Raw genomic sequence first — 23,510 nt, forward strand, 5'->3', positions numbered from 1 at the left:
AGCAGCGTAAGACCTGCGGAGCCCGGCCATCCTCCCGGTCCGGGGATCGGAACACTTCCGGGGTACGGGCGGGTCCGGCGCCCGGTCCGCACGCCCGCGCCGGAGTACCGGCGCGCGCCGCGGGGGAGTACGAGAGCGTGAGCGAATCCCCCGATCCCCGGCTGCCCTCCGCCCGCTCGGCGTCCGCCGTCCCGTACGCCTCGTACCTGCGCGTCTACGAGCCGCTGACGGCCTTCCCCGAGCCCGAGCGGACCCACTGGGCCGACTACGCCCGGCGCGGCTGCGGCGTGACCGCCCAGGACGAACTGCGTCGGTCGCTGGTGGACTTGGTCCGGGTGCCGGTGGTGGGGGTCCCGGCGCACGAGAGCGCGGACGCGTTCACCGCCGAGGTGGACGGGATGCTGCTGGTCTGCCCGTGGCGGACGCGGCTGCGCGGCTGGATGGCGCTCCAGGAGCTGTCGGCGGAGTTCCCGCCGGCGGTGCTCGACGCCGTCCTGCCCGCGGCGACCCGCCGTCGGGCCGCCGAGGACTACGAGGCCTGGCGCGGGCACCATCCCGACGCGCGGCCGTGGATCCGCACCGGGGTGTGGCAGGTGCCGCTGCGCTGGTTCGTGCTGGTGGCCGACGAGGAGCGCGAGTACGTCCCCGGCGAGCGGCTGCGCTACCGGACGCCGATGGTGCAGGCCCGGCGCCGCCTCGCGCGGGGCCTGCGGACCCTGCGCGAGGCGGAGGGGTACGGAATGCTCGTCGAGGGCCTGGTGGAGGTCGGGAGCTGGCTGGAGGAGTTCCACCCGCGCTCGATGGTGGAGCTGGACTACGGCGGGCTGCCGCACGCGCTCCCGGCGGAGGGGCTGGCCGCCGACCACTCGGCCCGGGACCTGGCGGCGGGGATCGCGGCCCTGCGGGCCGGGGACATGGACGGGGCGGCGCAGACGTACGCGGTCCTGGCGGAGCGGTGGCGGGCCGTCCGGGAGCGGCTCTTCGCGAATTAGCGGGACGGGCGCGACCGGCGGATCCGGACGGGTAGCGGCCGGGGGCCCCGGTGTCCATCCGTCGATCGGCCGACCCCGGAGGAGTACGGGCAGGTCAGGGTCGGGATGCCCTCTTTTGGGTCTTTGTTCCGGGACCTACGTCCCGATACGGGCCATTGGCCCAAGCGTGACGGACCGCACTATCTACACCCTTGCGCCCTTCCCCTACCCTCGTGCCAAAATAGGACAAGGAGTCCGGGGAGGGTTCCTTCCGTCCAACTAAGGGCGGATTGCTCGGCATTGCGCTCTACGGGGGGTCTGATGACTCCTGATCGCTCTGTGACTGATCGTCACAGTGGGGTGACTGTCCGTTATGGGACGGTCCATCGGCTTCCGCCGCTGATGAACACCTCGGAGGGCAATTCCATCGGTTTGGCCGTCGAGGCTGGACGGATGGTGTAGTTGTAGTGCCGAGGACAAGCCGTTCGTCCTATAACCGACTCGGCCCGCGTATGTCCATTTCGGGCAACGTGGGCCAAGGTGCAGAATTTAGAGGAAAGAACCGAGATGGTTCGGTTCTCCCGAGGAGGCCGCTCATGACCGCTCGCACCCCTGATGCCGAGCCGCTGCTGACCCCGGCTGAGGTTGCCACGATGTTCCGCGTGGACCCGAAGACGGTCACCCGCTGGGCCAAGGCTGGCAAGCTCACGTCCATCCGCACCCTGGGTGGACACCGCCGTTACCGCGAGGCTGAGGTTCGCGCACTGCTTGCGGGAATTCCGCAGCAGCGCAGCGAGGCCTGAGGTTCCGCAGCACTACGTATTACCGGACGTTTATCGGGTCCCCCAATCCGATGAGCCCCACAAGGCTTCACGCGACCGGACCTGCCCCAACAGGTTCGACAGTCGTCGATCGCGCTGGACTCCGCCGGGTCCAGCGCGATCTTTTTTATGCCCTGGTCAGGGTCATATCGAACGGGCGCGCGGGACTCTCGGGGGAGGTGCAATGGCACATATAAAATCGAGCAGGCGTAGGGGTGCGATAAAAGGGTGCGTCTCAAAAACACATGAGGTGACTCCCGTCACAGTTGATCACTCTTGTACATCGGGCCATCTGCCCCGTAAAGGGACGTCCCGCGCGGCGCGCCTCGTGCGAACGGCGGATCCGCGGGCCCCCCGGACCGCGGCCGGGGTCACGAGGCCCCGGTGGCCCCGGGCCGGCGCCGGGCGGGCCTTCCGTGGCCCGTGACGGCGCCCAGGGGCCCTGTGGGGGGCGTGTTGGGGCCGTGGAGGGGCGGGGAGGGGCGGGAGGAGCCCGAGGTGGGCCGGGGAGGGTCCGGGGAGGCCGCGACGGGCGCGAGGTGGCACGGGGGCGGCCCACGGGGCGGGAAGCCCGCGGGGACGGAGCGGCAGCCGATCCCCCCGCCGGCCCCGGGAAACGCAGCAGGGCCCGCATCCCTGGGGATGCGGGCCCTGCTGGTGTTGCGAACCTGACGGGACTTGAACCCGCGACCTCCACCTTGACAGGGTGGCGAGCTAACCAACTGCTCCACAGGTCCTTGATTTGCGGCCGCTGGGCGGCTACGAATCAGACTGTACCGCAGCTCAGGGGGTGCAGTAAAACCCGGTCACCGGGCAGGCCCCGGAGCCGCCGCGTCCACGGCCTTCACGATGCGTTTGTCGGAGACCGGGTACGCCGTTCCGAGGGCGTGGGCGAAGTAGCTGACCCGCAGCTCCTCCAGCATCCAGCGGATCTCGGTGACGGCCTCCGGGACGGGCCGGCCCTTCGGCAACTGCTCCAGCAGCCACAGGTACTCGTCCCGCATCTCGTGGACCTTCTCCATGCGCGTGGTGTCGCGCTGGACCCCCGTGGGCATCTGCTGGAGCCGCCGGTCCGCCGCCACCAGGTAGCGCATCAGGTCCGGCAGCCGGCGCAGTCCGGCCAGGGTGACGAAGCCGGCCGGCACGAGGGCCGCCAGCTGCGTCTTCACGTCCTGGACGTTCGCCATGACGGCCAGGCTGTTCGTGGCCTTCAGGCGGCGCTCGCAGGCCTGCCAGGCCGCCAGGACCTGCTGCACCTGCGTGATCGTCCGTACGGTCGTGTCCACCAGGTCGGCGCGCACGGCCTCGTAGAGCCGGCGGAAGCCCGCCTCGTCCCAGGCGGGGCCGCCGTGGTCCGCCATCAGCTTGTCGGTCGCCGCGGTCGCGCAGTCGTCGAACAGCGCCTGGATGGAGCCGTGCGGATTGCGCGACAGGGCCAGCTTCTGCTGGTTGCTGAGGTGGTCCGAGGCGAACTTCGCCGGGTTCACCGGGATGTTGAGCGAGATCAGCCGACGGGTGCCGAGCCACATCGCCTGCTGCTGCTCGGCCTCGGTGTCGAAGAGGCGGACGGACACGCTCGCGCCCTCGTCCACCAGCGCCGGGTACGCCTTCACCGGCTGGCCGGCCCGCCGGGTCTCGAAGACCTTGGCCAGCGTGCCGATCGTCCAGTCCGTCAGACCGGTTTTCTCCACCGACTCCCCGCCCGCCCGCTCGGCGGTGGCCGCGGCCGCCTGGGAGAGGGCCTGGCGGGCCCTGGGCTTGAGCCGCAGCCGCAGGGCCTCCAGGTCCTTGGCCTCCGCGAGGTTCTTGCGGCGCTCGTCGACGATCCGGAAGGTGATCTTCAGGTGATCGGGGATCCGGGTGAGGTCGAAGTCCTCGGCCGTGACCGGCACCCCGACCATCCGGTGCAGCTCGCGGGCCAGCGTCACGTGCAGGGGTTCACCCAGCGGGTGCGCCGTGGCCAGGAAGCGGGTCGCGAAGTTCGGCGCGGGCACGTAGTGCCGGCGGATCGGCTTCGGCAGCGAGCGGATCAGCTCGGTGACGACCTCCTCCCGCAGGCCCGGGATCTGCCAGTCGAAGCCCTCCTCCGTGACCTGGTTCAGCACGTGGAGCGGGATGTGGACGGTCACGCCGTCCGCGTCCGCGCCCGGCTCGAACTGGTAGGTCACCCGGAACTTCAGCTGCCCCTGGTGCCAGGAGTCCGGATAGTCGGCCTTGGTGACCCCGGCCGCCTTCTCCGTCAGCAGCATCTCGCGCTCGAAGTCGAGCAGCTCGGGCTCGTCCCGCTTCTTGTGCTTCCACCAGGAGTCGAAGTGCGCCCCCGAAACCACGTGTTCGGGGATCCGCTGGTCGTAGAAGTCGAAGAGCGTCTCGTCGTCGACCACGATGTCGCGGCGCCGGGCCCGGTTCTCCAGCTCCTCCACCTCGGTGAGGAGCTTGCGGTTGTCGGCGTAGAACTTGTGGTGGGTCCGCCAGTCACCCTCGACGAGGGCGTTGCGGATGAACAGATCGCGGGAGACCTCGGCGTCGATCCGGCCGTAGTTGATCTTCCGCTGCGCGACGATCGGCACGCCGTAGAGCGTGACCTTCTCGAAGGCCATGACGGCCGCCTGGTCCTTCTCCCAGTGCGGCTCGCTGTACGTGCGCTTGATCAGGTGCTGGGCGAGCGGCTCCACCCACTCCGGCTCCACCTTGGCGTTGACCCGGGCCCACAGCCGCGAGGTCTCCACCAGTTCCGCGGACATCAGGAACTTCGGCTGCTTCTTGAAGAGCGCCGAACCGGGGAAGACCGCGAACTTGGCGGACCGGGCCCCCAGGTACTCGTTCTTGTCCGTGTCCTTGAGCCCGATGTGCGACAGCAGGCCGGCCAGCAGCGAGATGTGCACGCTCGTCTCGGGGGCGTCGGCCTCGTTGACGTGGATGCCCATGGTCTTGGCGACCGTACGCAATTGCGAATAGATGTCCTGCCACTCGCGGATGCGCAGGAAGTTCAGGTACTCCTGCTTGCACATCCGGCGGAAGGACGAGGAGCCGCGCTCCTTCTGCTGCTCGCGGACGTAGCGCCACATGTTCAGGAACGAGAGGAAGTCGCTCGTCTCGTCCTTGAACCGGGCGTGGTTCTGGTCGGCCTGGGTCTGCTTGTCCGAGGGCCGCTCGCGCGGATCCTGGATGGACAGGGCCGCCGCGATCACCATGACCTCGCGGACACAGTTGTTCTTGTCCGCCTCCACCACCATGCGGGCCAGCCGCGGGTCCACCGGGAGCTGGGAGAGCTGGCGGCCCATCGGCGTGAGCCGGTTCTTGCCGCCTTCCCCGGACGCGGTCTTCCCGGCGGGCTCGAGCGCACCGAGCTCCTGGAGGAGCTGCACGCCGTCACGGATGTTGCGGTGGTCCGGCGGGTCGATGAAGGGGAACTTCTCGATCTCGCCGAGGCCGGCCGCCGTCATCTGGAGGATCACGGAGGCGAGGTTCGTGCGCAGGATCTCGGCATCCGTGAACTCCGGACGGCTGTCGAAGTCGTCCTCGGAGTAGAGGCGGATGCAGATGCCGTCCGAGGTGCGCCCGCAGCGGCCCTTGCGCTGGTTGGCACTGGCCTGCGAGATCCGCTCGATCGGCAGGCGCTGGACCTTGGTGCGGTGGCTGTAGCGGGAGATGCGGGCCGTGCCGGGATCGATCACGTACTTGATGCCCGGCACGGTCAGCGAGGTCTCGGCGACGTTCGTGGCCAGGACGATCCGGCGTCCGCTGTGCTGCTGGAAGACGCGGTGCTGCTCGGCGTGCGAGAGGCGCGCGTAGAGGGGGAGCACCTCGGTGGAGCGCAGGTTCCGTTTGATCAGCGCGTCCGCCGTGTCGCGGATCTCGCGCTCGCCGGAGAGGAAGACCAGGATGTCCCCCGGCCCCTCCGACTGCAGCTCGTCCACGGCCTCGCAGATCGCCGTGATCTGGTCGCGGTCGCTGTCCTCGGAGTCCTCCTCGAGGAGTGGCCGGTAGCGCAGCTCGACCGGATACGTACGGCCGCTGACCTCGACGACCGGGGCCTCGCCGAAGTGCCGGGAGAAGCGCTGGGGGTCGATCGTCGCCGAGGTGATGATCACCTTGAGGTCGGGGCGCTTGGGCAGCAGCGTGGCCAGGTACCCGAGCAGGAAGTCGATGTTCAGGGACCGCTCGTGGGCCTCGTCGATGATGATCGTGTCGTACGCGCGCAGCTCGCGGTCCGTCTGGATCTCCGCGAGCAGGATGCCGTCCGTCATCAGCTTCACGAAGGTGGCGTCCTGGTTCACCTGGTCGGTGAACCGGACCTTCCAGCCGACGGTCTCGCCGATCTCGGACTTCAGCTCCTCCGCGATGCGCTCCGCGACGGTGCGGGCCGCGATCCGGCGGGGCTGGGTGTGCCCGATCATGCCCCGGACGCCACGGCCCAGCTCCATGCAGATCTTGGGGATCTGCGTGGTCTTGCCGGATCCGGTCTCGCCCGCGACGATCACGACCTGGTGGTCGCGTATCGCCTCGGCGATCTCGTCCTTCTTCTGGCTGACGGGAAGGTTCTCGGGATACGTGACCTCCGGCATCCGCGAGGCGCGCCCGGCCAGTCGCGCGGCGGCCTTTTCGGCCTCCGCGGCGATCTCGTCGAGCACGGCCTGCTTGGCCTCGGGCTTGCGGATGCGGCGGGCGCCTTCGAGGCGGCGGCCGAGGCGGTGCGCGTCACGGAGGGAGATCTCACCGAGAAGCGTCTGCAGGGCGGCGAAGGAAGTAGACATACCTGGTCGAGGATCTCACCCGTAGGTGCCGGGTGGCGAACGCATTTGTGGGGTGGACCCGTACCATTTCGGGACGACTCCTCCTGAGTCCCCCCGACTCCCCCGCGTGTACGAGTGAGAGGCTGCCCACGATGTCCCGCCCCCGGCGCCTGCGGTGCGTGTTCGCGGTGCTGCTGGGCTGGGCACTGCTGGCCGGGACCTTGGCGGCCGGGTCCGCTTCCGCGACGGCCGCCTCCGTGACGGCCGCCTCTATGACGCCCGCTTCCGCGACGCCCGCTTCCGCGACGGCCACCACGCCCGCGGCCACGACGCCCGTCCCGGCCGCGGATCCGGGACGGCCCGCGGCCGCCGTGGAGCCGCACCCCGTGGCCTTCGCGTCCGACGGGTCCCCCGGGCCCGCCTGTGCGCCCGGGTCCCCGGGCCGTGACGGCGTCCCGTCCCTGCCCGCGCGGTCCGGGCCCGACCAGGCGCAGGTCCCGCCCGCGGGGTCGCCGCCCGCCGTGCCGGTCCGGCCGCGCGTGATACCCGTACGGAGCCTGACGCACGGGCCCGGCCAGTCGGCGCCCTCCTCGCTGGAGCTGTCCGTGATGCGGGTCTAGGAGGACCGGTCGCATCCGCCCGGTCCGCCCGTCCCGCCCCGCACAGCTCTGGAGCACCCCCATGCCCGTTTCCCCGTCCCGTTCCTCCCGCAAGCCCCTGCTGATCTGCGCCGGTGTCGCCCTCGCCGCCGTCACCCTCGGCATCGTCTCCTGGCAGGCCACCGCGCCCGAGGACTCCTCCGGCCGGATCTCCGCCGCGTCCGCGCCCGAGACCGAGTCCGCCGCCGGCCCCGCCGCGCAGCTCAGGGCGCTGGCCCGCCGCGAGTCCGGCGACAAGCTCGCCGTCGGACGCGCCGACGCCCCCGTCGTCCTGATCGAGTACTCCGACTTCAAGTGCGGCTACTGCGGCAAGTTCGCCCGCGACACCGAGCCCGAGCTGGTGAAGAAGTACGTGGAGGACGGCACCCTGCGCATCGAGTGGCGCAACTTCCCGATCTTCGGCGCCGACTCCGAGACCGCCGCCAAGGCGGCCTGGGCCGCCGGGCAGCAGGACCGCTTCGCGCAGTTCCACGCGGCCGCCTACGCCGAGGGCTCGAAGGAGAAGGGCTTCGGCGGGGACCGTCTCGTCGAGCTGGCGCAGCAGGCCGGGGTCCCGGACCTGGAGCGCTTCAAGAAGGACATGGCCGGGGAGCAGGCCGGCGCCGCCCTGCGCAAGGACCAGGAGGAGGGCTACCGCATCGGTGTCACCTCCACCCCGTCCTTCCTGGTCAACGGGCAGCCCATCGCCGGCGCCCAGCCCCTCGAGGCCTTCTCCGACGCCATCGCCCGGGCGAAGACGCAGGCGCAGGCGGCCGCGAAGTGACCGACATCGGCTATCTGGCCGCCCTGCTGGGCGGCCTCCTCGCGCTGCTCAGCCCGTGCAGCGCCCTGCTCCTGCCCGCCTTCTTCGCCTACTCCATCGACTCCTCCTCACGCCTCCTGGCGCGCACCGGGATCTTCTACGCGGGCCTCGCGAGCACCCTCGTACCGCTGGGCGCGGCCGGTTCGTACGCCGGGCGGTTCTTCCACGGCAACCGCGACGGGCTCGTGCTCTTCGGCGGCTGGCTGATCATCGCGCTCGGGCTGGCCCAGATCCTGGGCCTCGGCTTCGCCTCGAAGCGGATCTCGGAGCTGTCGGGCCGGATCCGGCCGACCACCGCCTTGTCGGTGTACGCGCTGGGCGCGGTCTACGGGCTGGCCGGCTTCTGCGCCGGGCCCATCCTCGGCAGCGTCCTGACCGTGGCGGCGGTCAGCGGCAGCCCCGTCTACGGGGGCCTGCTGCTGGCGGTGTACGCGCTGGGCATGGCGGTGCCGCTGTTCGTGCTGGCACTGCTCTGGGAGCGCTTCGACCTGGGCCGCCGGCGCTGGCTGCGCGGCCGGGCCTTCTCGGTCGGCCGCTTCGAACTGCACACGACCTCGCTCGCCTCGGGCCTGTTCTTCATCGTGCTCGGCGCGCTGTTCCTGATCTACGACGGGGCGAGCGCGCTGCCCGGGCTGCTGGACGTGGACGACTCGTTCGCCGTGGAGCAGCGGGTCCGGACCGTGGCGGACGCGGTCCCCGACGGGGTGCTCCTCGGGCTGGTCGCCGTGGTCGCGACGGGCGTGGGCCTGGTGCAGTGGCGCCGCCGGGCGCGCGCGGCGGCCGGCAGCGAAGGGGAGTGACGCGAGAAGGCCCCGTCCGGGGGACGGGGCCTTCTCGATCTGTGGCTGGGGCCGGGGTCGAACCGGCGACCTATCGCTTTTCAGGCGATCGCTCGTACCAACTGAGCTACCCAGCCACGAAACCGTTTCCGGTTTCAGCGAACCTGACGGGACTTGAACCCGCGACCTCCACCTTGACAGGGTGGCGAGCTAACCAACTGCTCCACAGGTCCTTGCAATGTGCGAGCACAAGTCTCGCACAAGGTAATGCGTACCCCCAACGGGATTCGAACCCGTGCTACCGCCTTGAAAGGGCGGCGTCCTGGGCCACTAGACGATGAGGGCTAAAGGCCCGCCGGGCACTTTCCAGCGCGTCGGGGACGTGAGAAGCATATGGGATGGCGGCGGCGATCGCCAAAACGGTTTCCCCGGGCGGGTCCGCAGGTCCGGGAGGGGGCGGGCCGGACCCGGCGCGGCCCGGCACCGGCCGCCGTAGTCCGCCGTGGCCGAGCGGGTCAGCCCCAGCCGAGCGCGTGCAGCCGCTCGTCGTCGATGCCGAAGTGGTGGGCGATCTCGTGGACCACCGTCACGGCGACCTCGTGGACCACCTCCTCCGGGCTCCCGCACATCCGCAGGGTCGGACCCATGTAGATCGAGATCCGGTCGGGCAGCACCCCGGCGTACCACTCGCCCCGCTCCGTGAGCGGGGTCCCCTCGTAGAGGCCGAGCAGGTCCGGGTCGTCGGAGGCGGGCTCGTCCTCCACGAACACGGCCACGTTGTCCATGACCCGGGTCAGGTCCTCGGGGATCGAATCCAGGGCTTCGGCCACCAGCTCTTCGAACGCGTCACGCGTCATCTCCAGCACCCCGCCATTCTCCCGTGTCCGCGGCCGATCGCGGCGGGCCGGGACGCGGCGCGCGAGAATGGCCGGGTGGCGACATGTGCAGCGGGGCGCGGATGACCCGGCCGGTGGAGGGTGGCGAGGCCATCGACCCGGACGTCGACCTCCACGTCCCGGCGCAGCGCGCCGAACCGCGGCGCCGGGTGCTCGCGGCCGTGGCGGCCGGAGGCGCCGTGGGAGCCTCGGCGCGGTACGGGGTCGCCCTGCTGTGGCCGGCCGCGCCCGGGGCCTTCCCGTGGGGGACCTTCTGGGTGAACGTGTCGGGCTGCGCGCTCATCGGCGTGCTCATGGTGCTGATCAGCGAGGGCGGCCGTCGTGCCCGTCCCCTCGTACGGGCCTTCGTGGGGGTCGGGGTGCTCGGCGGGTTCACCACCTTCTCCACCTACGCCGTGGACTTCGCGCGCCTGCTCGACGCCGGCGAGGCCGGGACGGCCCTGGCGTACGCCGGGCTCACGGTGGCCGGCGCGCTGGGCGCGGTGTGGGCGGCGGCGGCGGTGACCCGGCGCGCGGTGGGCGACGGCGGGACCGGGGTGCGGGGCGCGGCCCCGGTGGGCCGGTGAACTGGCTGGTGGTGATCCTGGGCGCCGCCGTGGGGGCGCCGCTGCGCTACCTGGGCGACCGGGCGGTGCAGGCCCGGCACGATTCGGTCTTCCCGTGGGGGACCTTCGTGGTGAACGCGACCGCCTGTCTGCTGCTGGGTGCGCTGACGGGCGCGGTACTGGACGGCGCGGCCTCCTCGCGGCTGAGCCTGCTGCTCGGGACGGGCCTGTGCGGGGCGCTGAGCACGTACTCGACGTTCTCCTACGAGACGCTCCGACTGGCCGAGCGGGGCTGGACGTTCCTCGCGGTGGCGAACGCGGCGGGGTCGGTGCTGGTCGGGCTGGGCGGGGTCACGCTCGGCTTCCAGGTGGCGCGCCAGCTGTTCGCCTGAGGGCGCGGCGTCCGTCCGCCGGGCGCCCGGTGCCCTCCTCCCCGTTGGAGCGTGTCTCTTACGGGGCAAAGGGAGTTGGGCACATTGACCCGCTCACCGCGGACTCTTGCCTGTGTTCCGGAGGTGCCCCATGCGCCAGTTGACCGCTTCCCTCCGACTCCGCCGCCCGCCGCGCCCCCTCGGGCTGGCCCTCGCCGCGCTGGCGGTGGCGGCGACGGCGGGCTGCATGAGCGTCGGCGAGGACGGCGCGCGGCCCGGACCCTCCTCCCCGGCGGGCCTCCAGGGCGGCAAGTCCGGCGGCGGTTCCTCGTCCGGCAAGGGCTCCGGGACGCACGGCGGCGTCCACGGCGCGAAGGACGGCACGGTCAGCCAGGACGGCAAGACCGGGGAGCCCGGGAAGGCCTCCGGCGCGACCGGGGCCTCTCCCAGCCCGGGGGCGCCGGCCGGCGTGCCCGGGGCTCCCTCGCCTTCGGCGGGGCCGGGCGGCGGCGCGGGCGGCCAGGGCGGCCAGCAGCCCCCGGGCGGCTCCGGTTCGGGTGCCGGCGGTGCGGGCGGGGCGGGCGGCTCCGGCGGCGGACAGCAGGCCTCCCCGACCGCACAGCCGCCGACCCCGCAGCCGCCCGTCTCGCCGCCGCCCGTGACGGAAACCACACCGAGTCCCGCGCCCTCGCAGCCGGACCCGAGCGGCGCCCCGGGCTCCCAGTAGAGGCCCCGGATGGCGGCGGCGCCGGGGTGAAGGCCCTGGAGCGTCCGACCTCTCCACCGGTGTTTGTGCTGGTCAGAGCCCTTCTTGGGGGAGCGACTTGCCAGACCCCGGGGAGGGTGCGTATGGTTATAGATCGTTTGATCCCATTGCCCGGCGCCGAATCCGAAGAGCGCCGCGTGGCGCGTACTCTCCCTAGCCGTGGCTGACCGCATTGAGGCGGTCGATTTGCGATTCACGGAGTTTGGGCGCGTGCCGAGACTCCGGAAGGTTTCGCATTTCGCATGTCCATTTCCAGTTCTGACCGTTCCGTCATGCCCGAGAACGACTCCAACGAGATCGTCGACGCCGAGACCCTCGCGGTCACCGAGGCCCTCGAGGCCGTAGTCGCCGACGAGATCATCGAGGCCCTCGAGGCCGACGTGACGACCGGCGGGTCCTTCGAGGACTCCACCACCGACTTCGACGAGGACGCGGCCGACGACGCCGACGCCGAGCCCACCCTGACCTTCGGCGACCTCGGTCTGCCGGACGGCATCGTGCGCAAGCTCGCGCAGAACGGCGTCACCGCGCCCTTCCCGATCCAGGCCGCGACCATCCCGGACGCCCTGGCCGGCAAGGACATCCTCGGCCGTGGCCGCACCGGCTCCGGCAAGACCCTCTCCTTCGGTCTGCCGACCCTGGCCCTGCTGGCCGGCGGCCACACCGAGAAGAAGAAGCCCCGCGCGATCATCCTGACGCCGACGCGTGAGCTCGCGATGCAGGTCGCGGACGCCCTCCAGCCCTACGGCGACGTGCTCGGCCTCAAGATGAAGGTCGTCTGCGGCGGTACCTCCATGAGCAACCAGATCTTCGCTCTGGAGCGCGGTGTCGACGTCCTCGTCGCCACCCCGGGCCGTCTGCGCGACATCATCAACCGCGGCGCCTGCTCCCTGGGCAACGTCGAGGTCGCGGTCCTCGACGAGGCCGACCAGATGGCGGACCTGGGCTTCCTGCCCGAGGTCACCGAGCTGCTCGACCAGATCCCCGGCGGCGGCCAGCGCATGCTCTTCTCCGCCACCATGGAGAACGAGATCGGCACGCTGGTCAAGCGCTACCTGACCAACCCCGTCACGCACGAGGTCGACAGCGCGCAGGGCAACGTCACGACCATGACGCACCACGTCCTCGTCGTGAAGCCGAAGGACAAGGCGCCCGTCACGGCCGCCATCGCCGCCCGCAAGGGCCGCACGATCATCTTCGTCCGCACCCAGCTGGGCGCCGACCGCATCGCCGAGCAGCTCATCGAGTCCGGCGTGAAGGCCGACGCGCTGCACGGCGGCATGACGCAGGGTGCCCGTACCCGCGTCCTCGCCGACTTCAAGGACGGCTACGTCAACGCGCTCGTCGCGACCGACGTCGCCGCCCGCGGCATCCACGTCGACGGCATCGACCTGGTCCTGAACGTGGACCCGGCCGGCGACCACAAGGACTACCTGCACCGCTCGGGCCGCACCGCCCGCGCCGGCAAGTCGGGCGTGGTCGTCTCCCTCGCCCTGCCGCACCAGCGCCGCCAGATCTTCCGTCTGATGGAGGACGCGGGCGTGGACGCCTCGCGCCACATCGTCCAGGGCGTCGGCGCGTTCGACCCCGAGGTCGCCGAGATCACCGGCGCCCGCTCGCTGACGCAGGTTCAGGCCGACTCCGCGAACAACGCCGCGAAGCAGGCCGAGCGCGAGGTCGCCGACCTCACCAAGCAGCTGGAGCGCCTGTCGCGCCGTGCCGTGGAACTGCGCGAGGAGGCCGACCGCCTGGTCGCCCGCTCCGCGCGTGAGCGCGGCGAGGACGCCGACGGCGTGGCGGCCGCTGTCGCCGAGGTCGCGGCAGAGGCCGAGGCCGAGGTCGCGGCTGCCGTGGCGGCCGTGCCGGCCGTCGAGGAGCGCCCCGCGTTCCAGAGCCGTGACGACCGTGGCAACTACGAGCGCCGTGACAACCGTCGCGACGACCGTGGTGGCGACCGTGGTGGCGACCGCGGCGGTGACCGTGGCGGCTTCCGTCGCGACGACAACCGTGGTGGCGGCTTCCGTTCCGGTGGCGACCGTCCGTCCGGTGGCGGCTTCCGTCGTGACGACCGTCCGTCGGGCGGCTTCAACCGTGACGACCGCGGTGGCGACCGTGGTGGCTTCCGCTCGGGTGGTGACCGTCCGTCCGGTGGTGGCTTCCGCTCGGGTGGTGACCGTCCGTCCGGTGGTGGCTTCCGTTCCGGTGGCGACCGTCCCTCCGGTGGCGGCTTCCGTCGCGACGACCGTCCGTCGGGCGGCTTCAACCGCGATGACCGCGGTGGCGACCGTGGTGGCTTCCGTTCCGGTGGTGACCGTCCGTCCGGTGGTGGCTTCCGCTCGGGTGGTGACCGTCCGTCCGGTGGTGGCTTCCGTTCCGGTGGTGACCGTCCCTCCGGTGGCGGCTTCCGTCGCGACGACCGTCCGTCCAGCACGTACAACCGCGACGACCGTCCGTCGGGCACCTACAACCGTGACGACCGCGGTGGCGACCGTGGCGGCTTCCGCTCCGGTGGCGACCACCGTCCGTCGGGCTCCGGCTCGACCGGCTCCTCCTTCGGCGGCCGTCGTGACGACAAGCCGCGCTGGAAGCGCAACGGCTGATCCGAGGCTCTGAGCCGACCGATCCACGGCAGGGCCCCTACGACACCTCGTCGTAGGGGCCCTGTTCGCGTCCGGACCAGCGCGCGGCCCGCACCGACATCCCGGGCCCGGAGAGCCGATATGCGATCGGCGCTCCGGCGGTCTGCGGCTATGCTCTGGGGTGAGCACGTCGAGGGCCATTAGCTCAATTGGCAGAGCAGCGGACTTTTAATCCGTTGGTTGTCGGTTCGAGTCCGACATGGCCTACTGCTCCCGGGCTGAGGGAAACCCTCTGACCTGGCACTGAGCGCCCCACCTGGTTTCGGCCAGGGGGGGCGCTCAGTCGTTTCCGGGCCCGTGCGTGAGCGATGCGTGAGCGGACGGCCCGTCATGCCCTGGTCAGGAGTCGGACGAGCGGGCACGAGGCACCGGTTGGGCCGCTGCTTCTGCGGCTGCCTGGTCGACCTCGGGAAGCAGGCTCGTGTACGTGTCCGAGGTCAGGGTGATCGTGGAGTGGCGGAGCGTCTCCTTGACGTGGCGTAGATCACGAAGGGTGATCGGCGGCAGGTCGGTGCGGGCCAGGATCTGCCGGAAGGTCTCCGGGGCGGTCTCGGGGTGGAGCCAGGCCCCGTTCTCCTGAGTGAAGACCTTGCCGGTGTCCTGCCGGGCTTTCCCCGCTTCTTCCGCTCCTTCAACTGGCGGGCCAAGTGGGCGACGTTCGGACGGTCGAGGCGGAGATGCCCGATCCGGGGCCGGAGGCCGGTCGTTGAAGTCGCCCACCACGCTGACCGGGCCGGGCGGGGGTGTCGGCGGGCAGGACGAAGGTGACCTCCGCGCGGTCCTTGCGCAGCGAGCGCTCCAGCCTGGGACGGACTCCTGACAGCTGACCGGGTGGGGACCGCGCCCATCCTCCGCACAGAAGGGACGGCCCGCCTCCCGGTGCCGCCACACCGGGGACGGGCGTCATCCGTGTGCCTCGCTCCGTCGTCGAAATGATGCAGACCGTCACGGTGCGTGTCAGCGTGATGCGAGAAGAATCCGTACCCCACGCATCAAGAGGAGTCGCCGTCATGGACGGTAGGCAGGACAAGCGTCAGGAGCCGGGCAAGGGCCGCGAGGCGCAGGAGCACCATCGCCCCGGAGATCCCGCCCACCCCCAGCCGGGCAAGCTGTCCCGCGAGCAGGGACAGAAGCCCGGCCAGAAGGAGACCTCGCGCCGCCGCGAGGACGACCTGCTGCGCGAAGAGGACCTGCACGACGAGACGTTCTGACCAGAGCACCACGCGCCGCCACGCCCAGAGCCCGGCCGGTCCACAGTCACCCCGGCCGGGCTCTGTCACGTCCCGCCCGACGTCGGCCTCGAGGGGTCGGGGCCGGCTTCGAGGCGGTCGAGGTGACCCAGTACCCGGGCGGGGTCGAGGTCCAGTTCGGCCAGGAGGAAGAACAGCCGTCGGCGACGGCGCCGATGACCTCCAGCATTCCGATTCCGATCCTGTGCCCGTCGGCGTTCACCACATCGTGGGTACGCCACTCACGGATATCCGCTGGCTGGATCATCCTGAGTCCCTTCGGCCTGTACAGACCTGCTGGCTGCCGCACTCCCAGCCGGCCCCGGCCGCCGGTCGACACCAGCCCAGGGACGTCGCCCTTCCTTGCCTCAGTCCGCCTTCGGACGGCCGTCGCCGTCAGCCCTGGGCTGAGCGTCTGCCGGCGTGCTCGTGGTGGCGATGAGTATCTGGGCGGCCTGGGTGACGTTGTCGGCCCGGACCGCACGAGCCATCGCCTCGCGGGCGGCATCGGCGGGGGTGTCCGGGGGAACCACCAGCAGCGCGAAGTGGTCGTTGTGGCCGCGGGTGATGAGGACGGTGTCGTCGCCGACCGGGTCGGAGTCGAGGTGCACGACCTGGTCGTCGATGACCAGGCGGGTCGGGATGTCCTGCCAGGCGGTGGCGTCCAGGCCGACCCGTGTGACGGGCCCGAGGTGCCCGGTCAGTGCCGTGATCAGGGCGGGCAGCTCGGTCGTGACGTTCCTTGAGCGCGGCCACCAGGCGCCGTCGAGGACCCCTTGGCGGGACTGCGTGGTCTCCAGCCGAAGCAGGGCGGTGCCGGGCTCGACCGCCTGGTGGATCGCGTCCGGGAGGAACTTCAGAGGGACGGGGATGTCGGATGCGGCCATGGTGGTTCGCCTGTCTCGCGGTACGGCGGCCCCCGGCCGACGGCCGACGGCCGACAGCGGCGTCGGAAGGCTGTTGAACGGGGAAATGCCTCCGTCTTTCCACGGTACTCCGTCCGCCCCCGCGGTGAAGCACTCTCCAACCGAACCGTCGCTGCCGGAAATTACCTGGTCAGAACCTGCTTCCGGGGCCTTCAACCGGAGTACGGTGGAGAGACCGGGAGCATTTCGCACACCCGCTCCGCGCGGACGTCGTTTCCGGCGATCACTGCACCGGGCCGTTCGCGAACGGCCCGGGGACGGGTCCGCGACATGACTACGACCCTTGGCCGCGCCGAATCCCCCGTGGGTGCTCCCGTGGTTACGGCACGCCTGTCCCTCACGCCGAAGACCGCTCTCGCAAGCCAGTTGGACGGTGCCTGGTGGCCCCGTTCCCGTGACCTCGAAACCGAGCTCCCCGCGCTGGCCGCCGCCCTGGAAGAGCCCTGGGGGCGCGTCACCCGCGTCACCGTGAACCCCACCCGCTGGCCCGTCATCCCGCACACGATTCCCGTGGCCGGGCATACGCTGCACGTGGGCTGGTTCACCGAACAGGACCCCGACAAGCTGATCCTGCTCTCTTACACCGTCGGCCGCTGGGACCTGCTGGTGATCCCGCCCGAGACCGAGCCCGCTGCCGCGGCCCGGCTGATGGCCGCCGCCGCGATCCCCGGCAGCTTCCTCACCGCCAGCGTCCTGATGGCCAACGAAGCCGCCATCGGGCGCGGCATACGCGACACCCAGCGCCAGGAAGCCGGCTGGGAAGGCGAAGGCGGAGCCTGCATGTCCCCCTTCGGGAATCCGATCGACCGACGCACTCTCCCACTGCCCGGGAACGGCTGGAGGTGAGCGCCATGGAGACCATCGTCCTCATTGCGGTGATCATCCTCGCGACCGGTATCGGAATGCGCCTGATCCACCTGCTCAATGCCCAGCACGACGCGCGGATCGCGGCCCACCACTTCAGCGAGCCCCTGCCGAGACCTCCCGGTCTGCCGGACGACACCAGTCGTCGAGCCCACCGCACGGATGTCGGCCGGTGAGGAACACGTTTTCCTCCTGACCGGGGCCGGCGGGCGGGCGCCCCGCGCCCGCCCGGCGCATGCCCTGCCCACTACGAAGGGAACACGCCCACGTGAAGTACATCGAGACCCAGACACTGCCGTCGATCGGAAGCGCCGACGTCCGGATCATCGCCCACACCCCCGAAGCCGCCCGAGCGGTCGCGGAGGCACTTCGCCACTGCTTCGCCGGCGCGGAACAACGCAGCTACCCCGGTCTCGACGGCGACACCCGCCTCCACCTCACCGTGGACACGGCAACACCCGCCGGACCCACCCGCTCCTGGCTGGCCGCCAGCAGAACCCGCGTCGGCACCGGCGCCCACTTCGACGAGACCTGAGAACCCCGGGCTCGAAGCCCCCGCCCCGCACACGAGAGGCCGCGGTCATGGCCACCCTGCACGAACGCAAGACCTACCGCGAACAGGTGCTCCGGGTTCTGTACGAAGCCATCGAAGGCAACCGCCTCCTCGGCATCACCGGAGCACAGCTACGCCGCGACCTCCACGTACCGGAACAGGACCTGGCCGCAGCCTGCACCTACCTGGCAGGCGAAGGCCTGATCACCGTCGACTGGGAACCCGGCAACACCCCCGAGATGGTCACCCTCACCCACGAAGGAATCCGCCGCATGGAAGCCGAGGAGGAAGAACACGGCTGAGCGGTCCTTCGCCCTTCAGCCCCGGCGGTCGGCCGCGCACGGCCGACGACCAGGCGGACATGGTGCCGCAGGACGACCAGGCGCCGGAGGTGCCCGGAGTCATGGCGTCGCTTGGTGCTGGTGGCCGACCTCGCGTACGAGGTCCAGCCCGAGGACGCGGTCGAGGAAGGCGAACGTCTCGAACTTGGCGCCGGCCGGCACCTCGGCGCGTGCCGCGACGCCGGCCAGCATGTCCAGGACGGCGGGGACGCCGAGATCGTCGGCGAGCACGGCCTGAGCCTGCCGCAGCTCGTCGGCAGGAATCGGCCTGGACGGCTGCTCCGCCCATTCGGCCACGTGCTGCCGCCAGTGCGTCAGCGTCCGCCGGGCCGTGGCAAGCGCGGAGCTGTCGACCTTGACGGGCATGCCGTAGGCACGGCCGAGCAACAGCATCCTCACAGCCAGCGGATCGGTCCCCGCCGGGGCGAATCCGTCCGGGGGCGGCGCGCTGACCTCGCCCACCTCGATCCGGACTCCGCCGGCCGCGTCCGGCAGAACCGCGCCGTACGCGAGGACGTGCACGTCGGCGGCCGCGCAGAACGTGTCGGTCAGCTGGTGAACACCGATGGTGGCGGGCGGGTGGATGCCGAGAGCAGCCATGGCTCGATCGAGCGCCTGGCTTTGCTCATGCGGGAGGTCCGACGTGGTGAGAGCCGTAAGGGCCTGCAGGCCGTGCAGCTCCGCGGCGCGCGCCAGTACGTCGCCGACCAGCGGGGCCCGCAGCTGCGCCATACCGATCCCCGTGCCGATGACCGGCAGGTGGACGCAGATGCGCAGCAGGTGGCGGTGTGCGGAAGGAATCTCCACGAGCCGGCCGGTTCGGGTGTCGGCGATACGCAGCATGATGCGGAGGCTAGTCCCGGAAACCTCCGGTACCGGGGAGGACCTGCCAGGACGCCATGGATCAGCAGATGGACCAGGTCCGCCGGCAGCGATTCCTTCGGCGCGGGCGGTGCGGTGTGCGCCCCAGCGCTGCCGAATGCGTGAGCGAGGCGTGAGCGATGCGTGAGCGGACGTGCCGGCATGGCCGGTCTGGCCGGTCTGGCCGGTCTGGCCGGTCTGGCACGGATCAACGGCACGGTGCAGCTCTCTGACCGGGCATCGCCGGACCTCGGCGGGCCGAGCGGGAGGGCCCGGCATGATCGTGCCGAGACTTTCAATCCGTTGGTTGTCGGTTCGAGTCCGACATGGCCTCCTGCTCCCGGTGCCCCGTCCGGTCCGACGGCCGGGGCACCGTGTGGTTCAGGGGAGGCTCCGGGGCGATCGACGGGGCGGGAGAGGCCTATCCGGTGCGGCGCCAGATGTGGCCGGACAGCACCCAGTTGGCCTCCTCCGGCCGGGATATGGCCGTCTGACCTGCGGCGATGCCCGTTTCTGGGGTGGCGTGGACAACAATTGGCGCAGGCCTCCCCCCGGATGGCGTAGAGTTGGGTTTACCGACGCGGGGTGGAGCAGCTCGGTAGCTCGCTGGGCTCATAACCCAGAGGTCGTAGGTTCAAATCCTGCCCCCGCTACTCCGTACGAAGGCCCGGTTCCCCTTGGGGAACCGGGCCTTCGTCGTACCCGGAGTCGCTCCTTCACGGTGCGACCGGCCGTACCCGGGCCCGTGGTCCGCGTCCCGCCTCACCCGAACGGTCCCGCCCGGGTCGCCGAACCGGCCTTCCTGCGGCGAGTCTTGGGGGCGAGGCGGCGGTGGGCCCGCACCTGATGCGAGGGACCGGGCGGCAGGAGAGCAGCGTGGCGGGGCTGGGCCGGCAGGGCAGGAGCGAGCGCGCGTTCGGCGCGGTCGCCGGCAGCGCCGCGGTCCGTCGGATCGTCACGATGCTCCCGGCCGCCCTGATCGCCCTGGGCTTCCTCTTCGACGTCCTCACCCCGCCCAGCTTCACGGGCTCCCCCTTCTTCTCCGCCGCCCCGCTGATCGCCGCTCCCCTCTTCACGCTCCGGGCCACTGTCCTGACCGGGATCGCGGCCACGCTCGCCGTGATCGTGCTGCACCTCTACAACGGCACCACCTGGAAGGTGGAGGCCTTGACCGAGCTGGTCACCGTCCTGACCGTCTCCGGGCTGGCCACGCTCATTAACCTGGTCGTGCGGCGCGGTACGGAGCGGCTCGCCTCGGCGCGCGAGATCGCCGAGGCGGCACAGCGCGCCGTCCTGCCGACGCCCGCCGAACGGATCGCGGGCCTGCGCGTCGCCGCTTCGTACGAGGCCGCGGTGGCGGACGCCTTCATCGGCGGGGACCTGTACGCCGTCCAGGACACCCCGTACGGGGTCCGGCTGGTGGTGGGCGACGTACGAGGGAAGGGGCTGGGGGCGGTCGAGGCCGTCGCCGTGGTGCTCGGGGCGTTCCGGGAGGCGGCGGAGAGCGAGCCGTCGCTGGAGGCGGTGGCGCAGCGGCTGGAGCGGGCGCTGGCCCGCGAGGGCAACCGGCGCGACAGCCTGGACGCGGTGGAGGGGTTCACCACGTGCGTGCTCGGGGAGATCCCGCCGGGCGCGGGCCTGCTGCGGCTCGTCAACCGGGGCCACCCGGAACCGTTGCTGCTGTTCGCGGACGGGGGGCTCGAGGTGCTGGCCCCGGCGGAGCCGGCGCTGCCGCTGGGCATGGGGGACCTGGGCGGCTGGCCGGACCGGGCGCAGGAGTGGCGGTTTCCGGCGGGGGCCACGCTGCTCCTGTACACGGACGGGCTGACGGAGGCCCGGGACGCCTCCGGGGCCTTCTACGATCCGGCGGCCCGGCTGCTCGGCCGGGTCTTCCCCGGGCCCGGCGCGCTGTTGAGCGCGCTCGGCAGCGATGTCCGCCGGCACACGGGCGGCGGGGCCACGGACGACATGGCGCTGCTGGCGGTGGAGCGGCCGGGCGAGCGGCGGCCCGACCGGCGGCGGAGGGTGCGGGTGGTACCGAAAGACAACCGAGCGTAGCCGAAAGGGTGCGTTCGGCAAGATTTTTGACGGGGTGTCAATGTGAAGATGTGGCGCGAGAGGTGGGGGAGAGGCTTGATTTTTGCCCGAGTTGATCCTTTATTGCTCGCAAAAGTACTGGCCAGGGCCATGCGGCGCGTGGCTGATTGTCGTTAACGATCAATCGCAACTGCTTGGAATCACTCCCCTTCTTCTATTACCGTTCGATAACGCAGCGCGGTCGTCCCAGCCGTCGCAAGAGACGGCGCCGTGCGTGTGCACGTCCATGAGGAGTGTGCCCAGGTGGCCTCCAACTCGCCTGCCCCTGAAGGCACCGACGTCCAGGAGCCGCCCACCGCCGGCGCCTGGGGCGAGTGGAACCCCACGGAGGACTCGGTCCGGCCGCTGCGTGGCAAGCACCGTGTGCTCAAGCAGCGCGGGGGACTCGCCCGCTCCTCCACGGTGCTCGGAGTCGGCGTCATCGCGGCGGTCGGCGCGGGCGGCATCGCCACCGCGCAGGACCGGCCCCAGGTCGCCATATCCCTGCCCTCCCTGCCTTCCCTGCCCGGCGTCCTGGGCGGCGACGACGACGCGGACACCGCGGGCAGCGGCACGGACGCCGACGGCGGGGCGCACGCGGAGGGGACCCGGACCGGGATCATCCCGCGGCAGGCCGGCCGGAGCGCCGACGCCGGCGAGCTCCTGCGCAGCCGGATCCTCCAGCAGGCCGAGTCCCAGCACGAGGCGGCCGCGGCCCAGGAGCGGGCCGAGACCGAGCGGGCCGCGCAGGAAGCCGCGGCCACGGAGGCCCGCGAGGCCCAGGAGACCGCGCGCAAGGCGGCCGAGGCGGCGGCCGCCGAACAGGTCGCGAAGGAGGCGCGCGAAGCCCAGGAGGCCAAGGCGGCGGCCGAGGCCAAGGCCGAGGAGGAGCGGCTCGCCAAGTCAGCGGGCAGCTACGCCCTCCCCACCTCCGCCTACACCCTCACCTCGCACTACGGCGACTCCGGCTCCATGTGGTCCTCCGGGCACCACACCGGCCTCGACTTCGCGGCCCCGACCGGCACCCCGGTCAAGGCCGTCGGCGGCGGCAAGATCACCTCGGCCGGCTGGTCCGGCGCGTACGGCTACCGGATCGTGCTGGAACTCCCCGATGGCACGGAGGTCTGGTACTGCCACCTGTCCTCCATGTCGGTCACCGGCGGCTCGGTCGCGGCGGGCGACACCATCGGCCGGGTCGGCGCGACCGGCAACGTCACCGGCCCGCACCTCCACCTCGAAGTACGCGTGGGCGGCTCTACGGTGGACCCGCTGGCATGGCTGACGGCCAGGGGGCTGAACGTCTAGCACGGCGCGGATCGCGCGGATCGCGCGGATCGCGCGGGTCGCGCGGGTCGCGCGGAGCCGGCACGCCGGCCAGCGCGGGGCGGATCGGATCGAAGGAGGGCGGCAGCAGGTCCTCCAGGACCGCCGCCCGGGACAGCGCCGGACCCGCCGTCGCCCGGCGCAGCCACAGGCGGTGCAGCAACTCCCGCTCCCGGCCCGCGAAATCCGGCTCGTGGGCCGGACCGCCGCCGCGCGCCCGGCGCCGCAGCAGGGCGAGGGTCACCGCGTCGGCCTCGTACAGGGCGACCGCGCGGGCCGCCGGACGGCCGCCCGTCCTGCGGGCCAGCGTGCGGGCCAGCGACCGTGCCGGCATCGACGCCAGCGCGGGCACCTCGGCCGGGCCCAGCCAGCCGGCGGCCGCGTACACCGCGAGCTCCCCGGCGACGGCCCTCAGCCGACGGCGCCGTAGCCCCACGGCCAGCCACACCAGCAGCCCGAACACCGGGACCATCACGGAGCCGTAGACCACGTAGAAACCGGACTCCCCGAGGTCCGACGAGCTGTTCCACAGCGCGTGCAGCCCCATCGCCGGGGCCAGGCCCAGCAGCGGCAGGCCGATCCGGCGCGCGCGGCCGGAGCCGAGCGCGGCGGCGCCGAAACCGAGGCCGGTGAACACCGTGAACAGCGGGTGCGCGAAGGGGGACATGACGATCCGGACGAAGAACGTCGCCGCCGTCACGGAGTCCAGCACGCCGGTGCCGCTGGCGGCGTCCTCGTCGAAGGCGTTGCCGAGATAGAGGATGTTCTCGGTGAAGGCGAAGCCGACGGCGGTGAAGCCGGCCACCACGAACCCGTCGGCGGGGCCGGTGAACTGCCGTCTGCGGAACAGGAACACCAGCAGCAGCGCGGCCGCCTTGGCGCTCTCCTCGACCACCGGCGCGATGGCCACCGAGCCGAGCTGATCGGCGTCGGAGGGATCGGCGGTGGCCGCGGCTATCCACTGGGTGGCGAAACTGTTGGCCAGTATGGCGATCAGCGCCGCGGCGCACGCACCCCAGCCGAAGCAGAACAGCAGCTGCGCCCACGGCTGCGGCGCGGGCCGGCCCAGCCAGCGGAACGCCGCCATGAGCGGCGCCACCGGCAGCAGGGCCAGGCCGATGCCGACGAAGAAGCCGGGCGTACCCGTCTGTTCCCGCACGAGCTCCAGGATCGCGACGCCCGAGGCGGCGAGCAGCGCGACGAGTGCGTACGTACGCGCTCGGGACGTTCGGAGCACGTGCGGCAACCGGCGTACGGGGCGTATGAGGCGGGCGGGGAGATCGCGGGGTGGTCGGGGCGGTCGGGTCGCTCGGGACACGTCATGACTCTACCGAGCCGCCCCGGTACGCGGA

General features: G+C 71.7%; 21 protein-coding genes, 6 tRNA genes and 1 pseudogene. 18 read left to right on the top strand and 10 right to left on the bottom strand.

Annotation, left to right across the window (positions count from 1 at the left end):
- The first annotated feature begins 137 nt into the window (after positions 1-137).
- Positions 138-992 carry a hypothetical protein gene (locus tag ACWF9Z_RS31460; protein ID WP_453607832.1) on the top strand — a complete coding sequence of 285 codons (855 nt, stop codon included), beginning with the start codon at positions 138-140 and terminating at the stop codon, positions 990-992.
- A 575-nt stretch (positions 993-1,567) separates the two neighbouring features.
- Positions 1,568-1,774, top strand: coding sequence for a developmental transcriptional regulator BldC (bldC, locus tag ACWF9Z_RS31465; protein WP_003949541.1), 207 nt, complete (start codon positions 1,568-1,570; stop codon positions 1,772-1,774).
- Between the two features lie 681 nt (positions 1,775-2,455).
- On the opposite strand, the gene ACWF9Z_RS31470 is transcribed toward bldC, so the two are convergent.
- Both ACWF9Z_RS31470 and hrpA read right to left on the bottom strand, forming a co-directional pair.
- Positions 2,456-2,529, bottom strand: a tRNA-Asp gene (locus tag ACWF9Z_RS31470).
- 69 nt (positions 2,530-2,598) lie between these two features.
- Entirely contained in the window at positions 2,599-6,549 is a 3,951-nt protein-coding gene (gene hrpA, locus ACWF9Z_RS31475) for an ATP-dependent RNA helicase HrpA (protein WP_453607835.1), read from the bottom strand.
- A gap of 131 nt (positions 6,550-6,680) precedes the next feature.
- Between hrpA and ACWF9Z_RS31480 the strand changes: the two genes are divergently transcribed.
- The 3 genes from ACWF9Z_RS31480 to ACWF9Z_RS31490 all read left to right on the top strand — a co-directional run bounded on the left by ACWF9Z_RS31480 (position 6,681) and on the right by ACWF9Z_RS31490 (position 8,789).
- The gene (locus ACWF9Z_RS31480) at positions 6,681-7,148 is read left to right on the top strand and encodes a hypothetical protein (RefSeq protein WP_453607837.1); all 468 of its coding nucleotides are present in this window, start codon (positions 6,681-6,683) and stop codon (positions 7,146-7,148) included.
- Between the two features lie 61 nt (positions 7,149-7,209).
- Complete coding sequence (locus ACWF9Z_RS31485; protein WP_453607839.1) at positions 7,210-7,950, top strand: DsbA family protein; 741 nt, start codon at positions 7,210-7,212, stop codon at positions 7,948-7,950.
- Positions 7,947-8,789: a cytochrome c biogenesis CcdA family protein gene (locus ACWF9Z_RS31490; protein ID WP_453607842.1), complete on the top strand. Its 843-nt coding sequence runs from the start codon at positions 7,947-7,949 to the stop codon at positions 8,787-8,789. Before ACWF9Z_RS31485 ends, ACWF9Z_RS31490 begins: the two co-directional genes overlap by 4 nt.
- Before the next feature lie 42 nt (positions 8,790-8,831).
- Here the strand turns inward: ACWF9Z_RS31490 and ACWF9Z_RS31495 are convergent.
- From ACWF9Z_RS31495 to ACWF9Z_RS31510, 4 genes are all read right to left on the bottom strand, one after another.
- Positions 8,832-8,905: transfer RNA gene (locus ACWF9Z_RS31495), tRNA-Phe, on the bottom strand.
- A 22-nt stretch (positions 8,906-8,927) separates the two neighbouring features.
- Positions 8,928-9,001 (bottom strand) — tRNA-Asp (locus ACWF9Z_RS31500).
- Positions 9,002-9,040: 39 nt separating this feature from the next.
- Positions 9,041-9,113 (bottom strand) — tRNA-Glu (locus ACWF9Z_RS31505).
- A gap of 170 nt (positions 9,114-9,283) precedes the next feature.
- On the bottom strand, positions 9,284-9,634 hold the full coding sequence (locus ACWF9Z_RS31510) for a metallopeptidase family protein (protein ID WP_449482872.1): 351 nt from the start codon (positions 9,632-9,634) through the stop codon (positions 9,284-9,286).
- 92 nt (positions 9,635-9,726) lie between these two features.
- On the opposite strand from ACWF9Z_RS31510, the gene ACWF9Z_RS31515 reads away from it, so the two are divergent.
- From ACWF9Z_RS31515 to ACWF9Z_RS31535, 5 genes are all read left to right on the top strand, one after another.
- The gene (locus ACWF9Z_RS31515) at positions 9,727-10,230 is read left to right on the top strand and encodes a FluC/FEX family fluoride channel (RefSeq protein WP_453607894.1); all 504 of its coding nucleotides are present in this window, start codon (positions 9,727-9,729) and stop codon (positions 10,228-10,230) included.
- Positions 10,227-10,601: a fluoride efflux transporter CrcB gene (crcB, locus tag ACWF9Z_RS31520; protein WP_453607845.1), complete on the top strand. Its 375-nt coding sequence runs from the start codon at positions 10,227-10,229 to the stop codon at positions 10,599-10,601. Before ACWF9Z_RS31515 ends, crcB begins: the two co-directional genes overlap by 4 nt.
- A gap of 130 nt (positions 10,602-10,731) precedes the next feature.
- Positions 10,732-11,307, top strand: a complete 576-nt coding sequence (locus tag ACWF9Z_RS31525; RefSeq protein WP_453607848.1) for a hypothetical protein — start codon at positions 10,732-10,734, stop codon at positions 11,305-11,307.
- A 311-nt stretch (positions 11,308-11,618) separates the two neighbouring features.
- Positions 11,619-13,946, top strand: a complete 2,328-nt coding sequence (locus ACWF9Z_RS31530) for a DEAD/DEAH box helicase (protein ID WP_453607850.1) — start codon at positions 11,619-11,621, stop codon at positions 13,944-13,946.
- Between the two features lie 173 nt (positions 13,947-14,119).
- Positions 14,120-14,192: transfer RNA gene (locus tag ACWF9Z_RS31535), tRNA-Lys, on the top strand.
- 132 nt (positions 14,193-14,324) lie between these two features.
- Here the strand turns inward: ACWF9Z_RS31535 and ACWF9Z_RS31540 are convergent.
- A pseudogene (locus tag ACWF9Z_RS31540) lies at positions 14,325-14,662 on the bottom strand (site-specific integrase); the annotation flags it as partial.
- A gap of 333 nt (positions 14,663-14,995) precedes the next feature.
- Here ACWF9Z_RS31540 and ACWF9Z_RS31545 point away from each other — a divergent pair.
- Entirely contained in the window at positions 14,996-15,196 is a 201-nt protein-coding gene (locus ACWF9Z_RS31545; RefSeq protein ID WP_453607852.1) for a hypothetical protein, read from the top strand.
- Between the two features lie 386 nt (positions 15,197-15,582).
- Here the strand turns inward: ACWF9Z_RS31545 and ACWF9Z_RS31550 are convergent, their stop codons facing one another.
- Complete coding sequence (locus tag ACWF9Z_RS31550) at positions 15,583-16,101, bottom strand: DUF5994 family protein (protein ID WP_453607855.1); 519 nt, start codon at positions 16,099-16,101, stop codon at positions 15,583-15,585.
- A gap of 309 nt (positions 16,102-16,410) precedes the next feature.
- On the opposite strand from ACWF9Z_RS31550, the gene ACWF9Z_RS31555 reads away from it, so the two are divergent.
- From ACWF9Z_RS31555 to ACWF9Z_RS31570, 4 genes are all read left to right on the top strand, one after another.
- On the top strand, positions 16,411-16,986 hold the full coding sequence (locus ACWF9Z_RS31555; RefSeq protein ID WP_453607858.1) for a DUF5994 family protein: 576 nt from the start codon (positions 16,411-16,413) through the stop codon (positions 16,984-16,986).
- 5 nt (positions 16,987-16,991) lie between these two features.
- Entirely contained in the window at positions 16,992-17,180 is a 189-nt protein-coding gene (locus tag ACWF9Z_RS31560; RefSeq protein WP_453607860.1) for a hypothetical protein, read from the top strand.
- A gap of 92 nt (positions 17,181-17,272) precedes the next feature.
- The gene (locus ACWF9Z_RS31565; RefSeq protein WP_453607862.1) at positions 17,273-17,539 is read left to right on the top strand and encodes a hypothetical protein; all 267 of its coding nucleotides are present in this window, start codon (positions 17,273-17,275) and stop codon (positions 17,537-17,539) included.
- Between the two features lie 47 nt (positions 17,540-17,586).
- Positions 17,587-17,859 (top strand): hypothetical protein, encoded by a 273-nt coding sequence (locus tag ACWF9Z_RS31570; RefSeq protein ID WP_453607865.1) that lies wholly within the window; start codon positions 17,587-17,589, stop codon positions 17,857-17,859.
- 99 nt (positions 17,860-17,958) lie between these two features.
- Here ACWF9Z_RS31570 and ACWF9Z_RS31575 read toward each other — a convergent pair whose 3' ends face one another.
- Complete coding sequence (locus ACWF9Z_RS31575; protein WP_453607868.1) at positions 17,959-18,741, bottom strand: hypothetical protein; 783 nt, start codon at positions 18,739-18,741, stop codon at positions 17,959-17,961.
- 597 nt (positions 18,742-19,338) lie between these two features.
- On the opposite strand from ACWF9Z_RS31575, the gene ACWF9Z_RS31580 reads away from it, so the two are divergent.
- The 3 genes from ACWF9Z_RS31580 to ACWF9Z_RS31590 all read left to right on the top strand — a co-directional run bounded on the left by ACWF9Z_RS31580 (position 19,339) and on the right by ACWF9Z_RS31590 (position 22,140).
- Positions 19,339-19,412: transfer RNA gene (locus ACWF9Z_RS31580), tRNA-Met, on the top strand.
- A gap of 193 nt (positions 19,413-19,605) precedes the next feature.
- Positions 19,606-20,817 carry a PP2C family protein-serine/threonine phosphatase gene (locus ACWF9Z_RS31585; RefSeq protein ID WP_453607870.1) on the top strand — a complete coding sequence of 404 codons (1,212 nt, stop codon included), beginning with the start codon at positions 19,606-19,608 and terminating at the stop codon, positions 20,815-20,817.
- Positions 20,818-21,099: 282 nt separating this feature from the next.
- The gene (locus tag ACWF9Z_RS31590) at positions 21,100-22,140 is read left to right on the top strand and encodes a M23 family metallopeptidase (RefSeq protein WP_453607873.1); all 1,041 of its coding nucleotides are present in this window, start codon (positions 21,100-21,102) and stop codon (positions 22,138-22,140) included.
- Here the strand turns inward: ACWF9Z_RS31590 and ACWF9Z_RS31595 are convergent.
- On the bottom strand, positions 22,091-23,422 hold the full coding sequence (locus tag ACWF9Z_RS31595; protein WP_453607897.1) for a PrsW family intramembrane metalloprotease: 1,332 nt from the start codon (positions 23,420-23,422) through the stop codon (positions 22,091-22,093). The two genes, ACWF9Z_RS31590 and ACWF9Z_RS31595, sit on opposite strands and share 50 nt — an antisense overlap.
- Positions 23,423-23,510: the final 88 nt, after the last annotated feature.

The sequence above is a fragment of the Streptomyces sp. NPDC054961 genome (genome assembly GCF_053609145.1).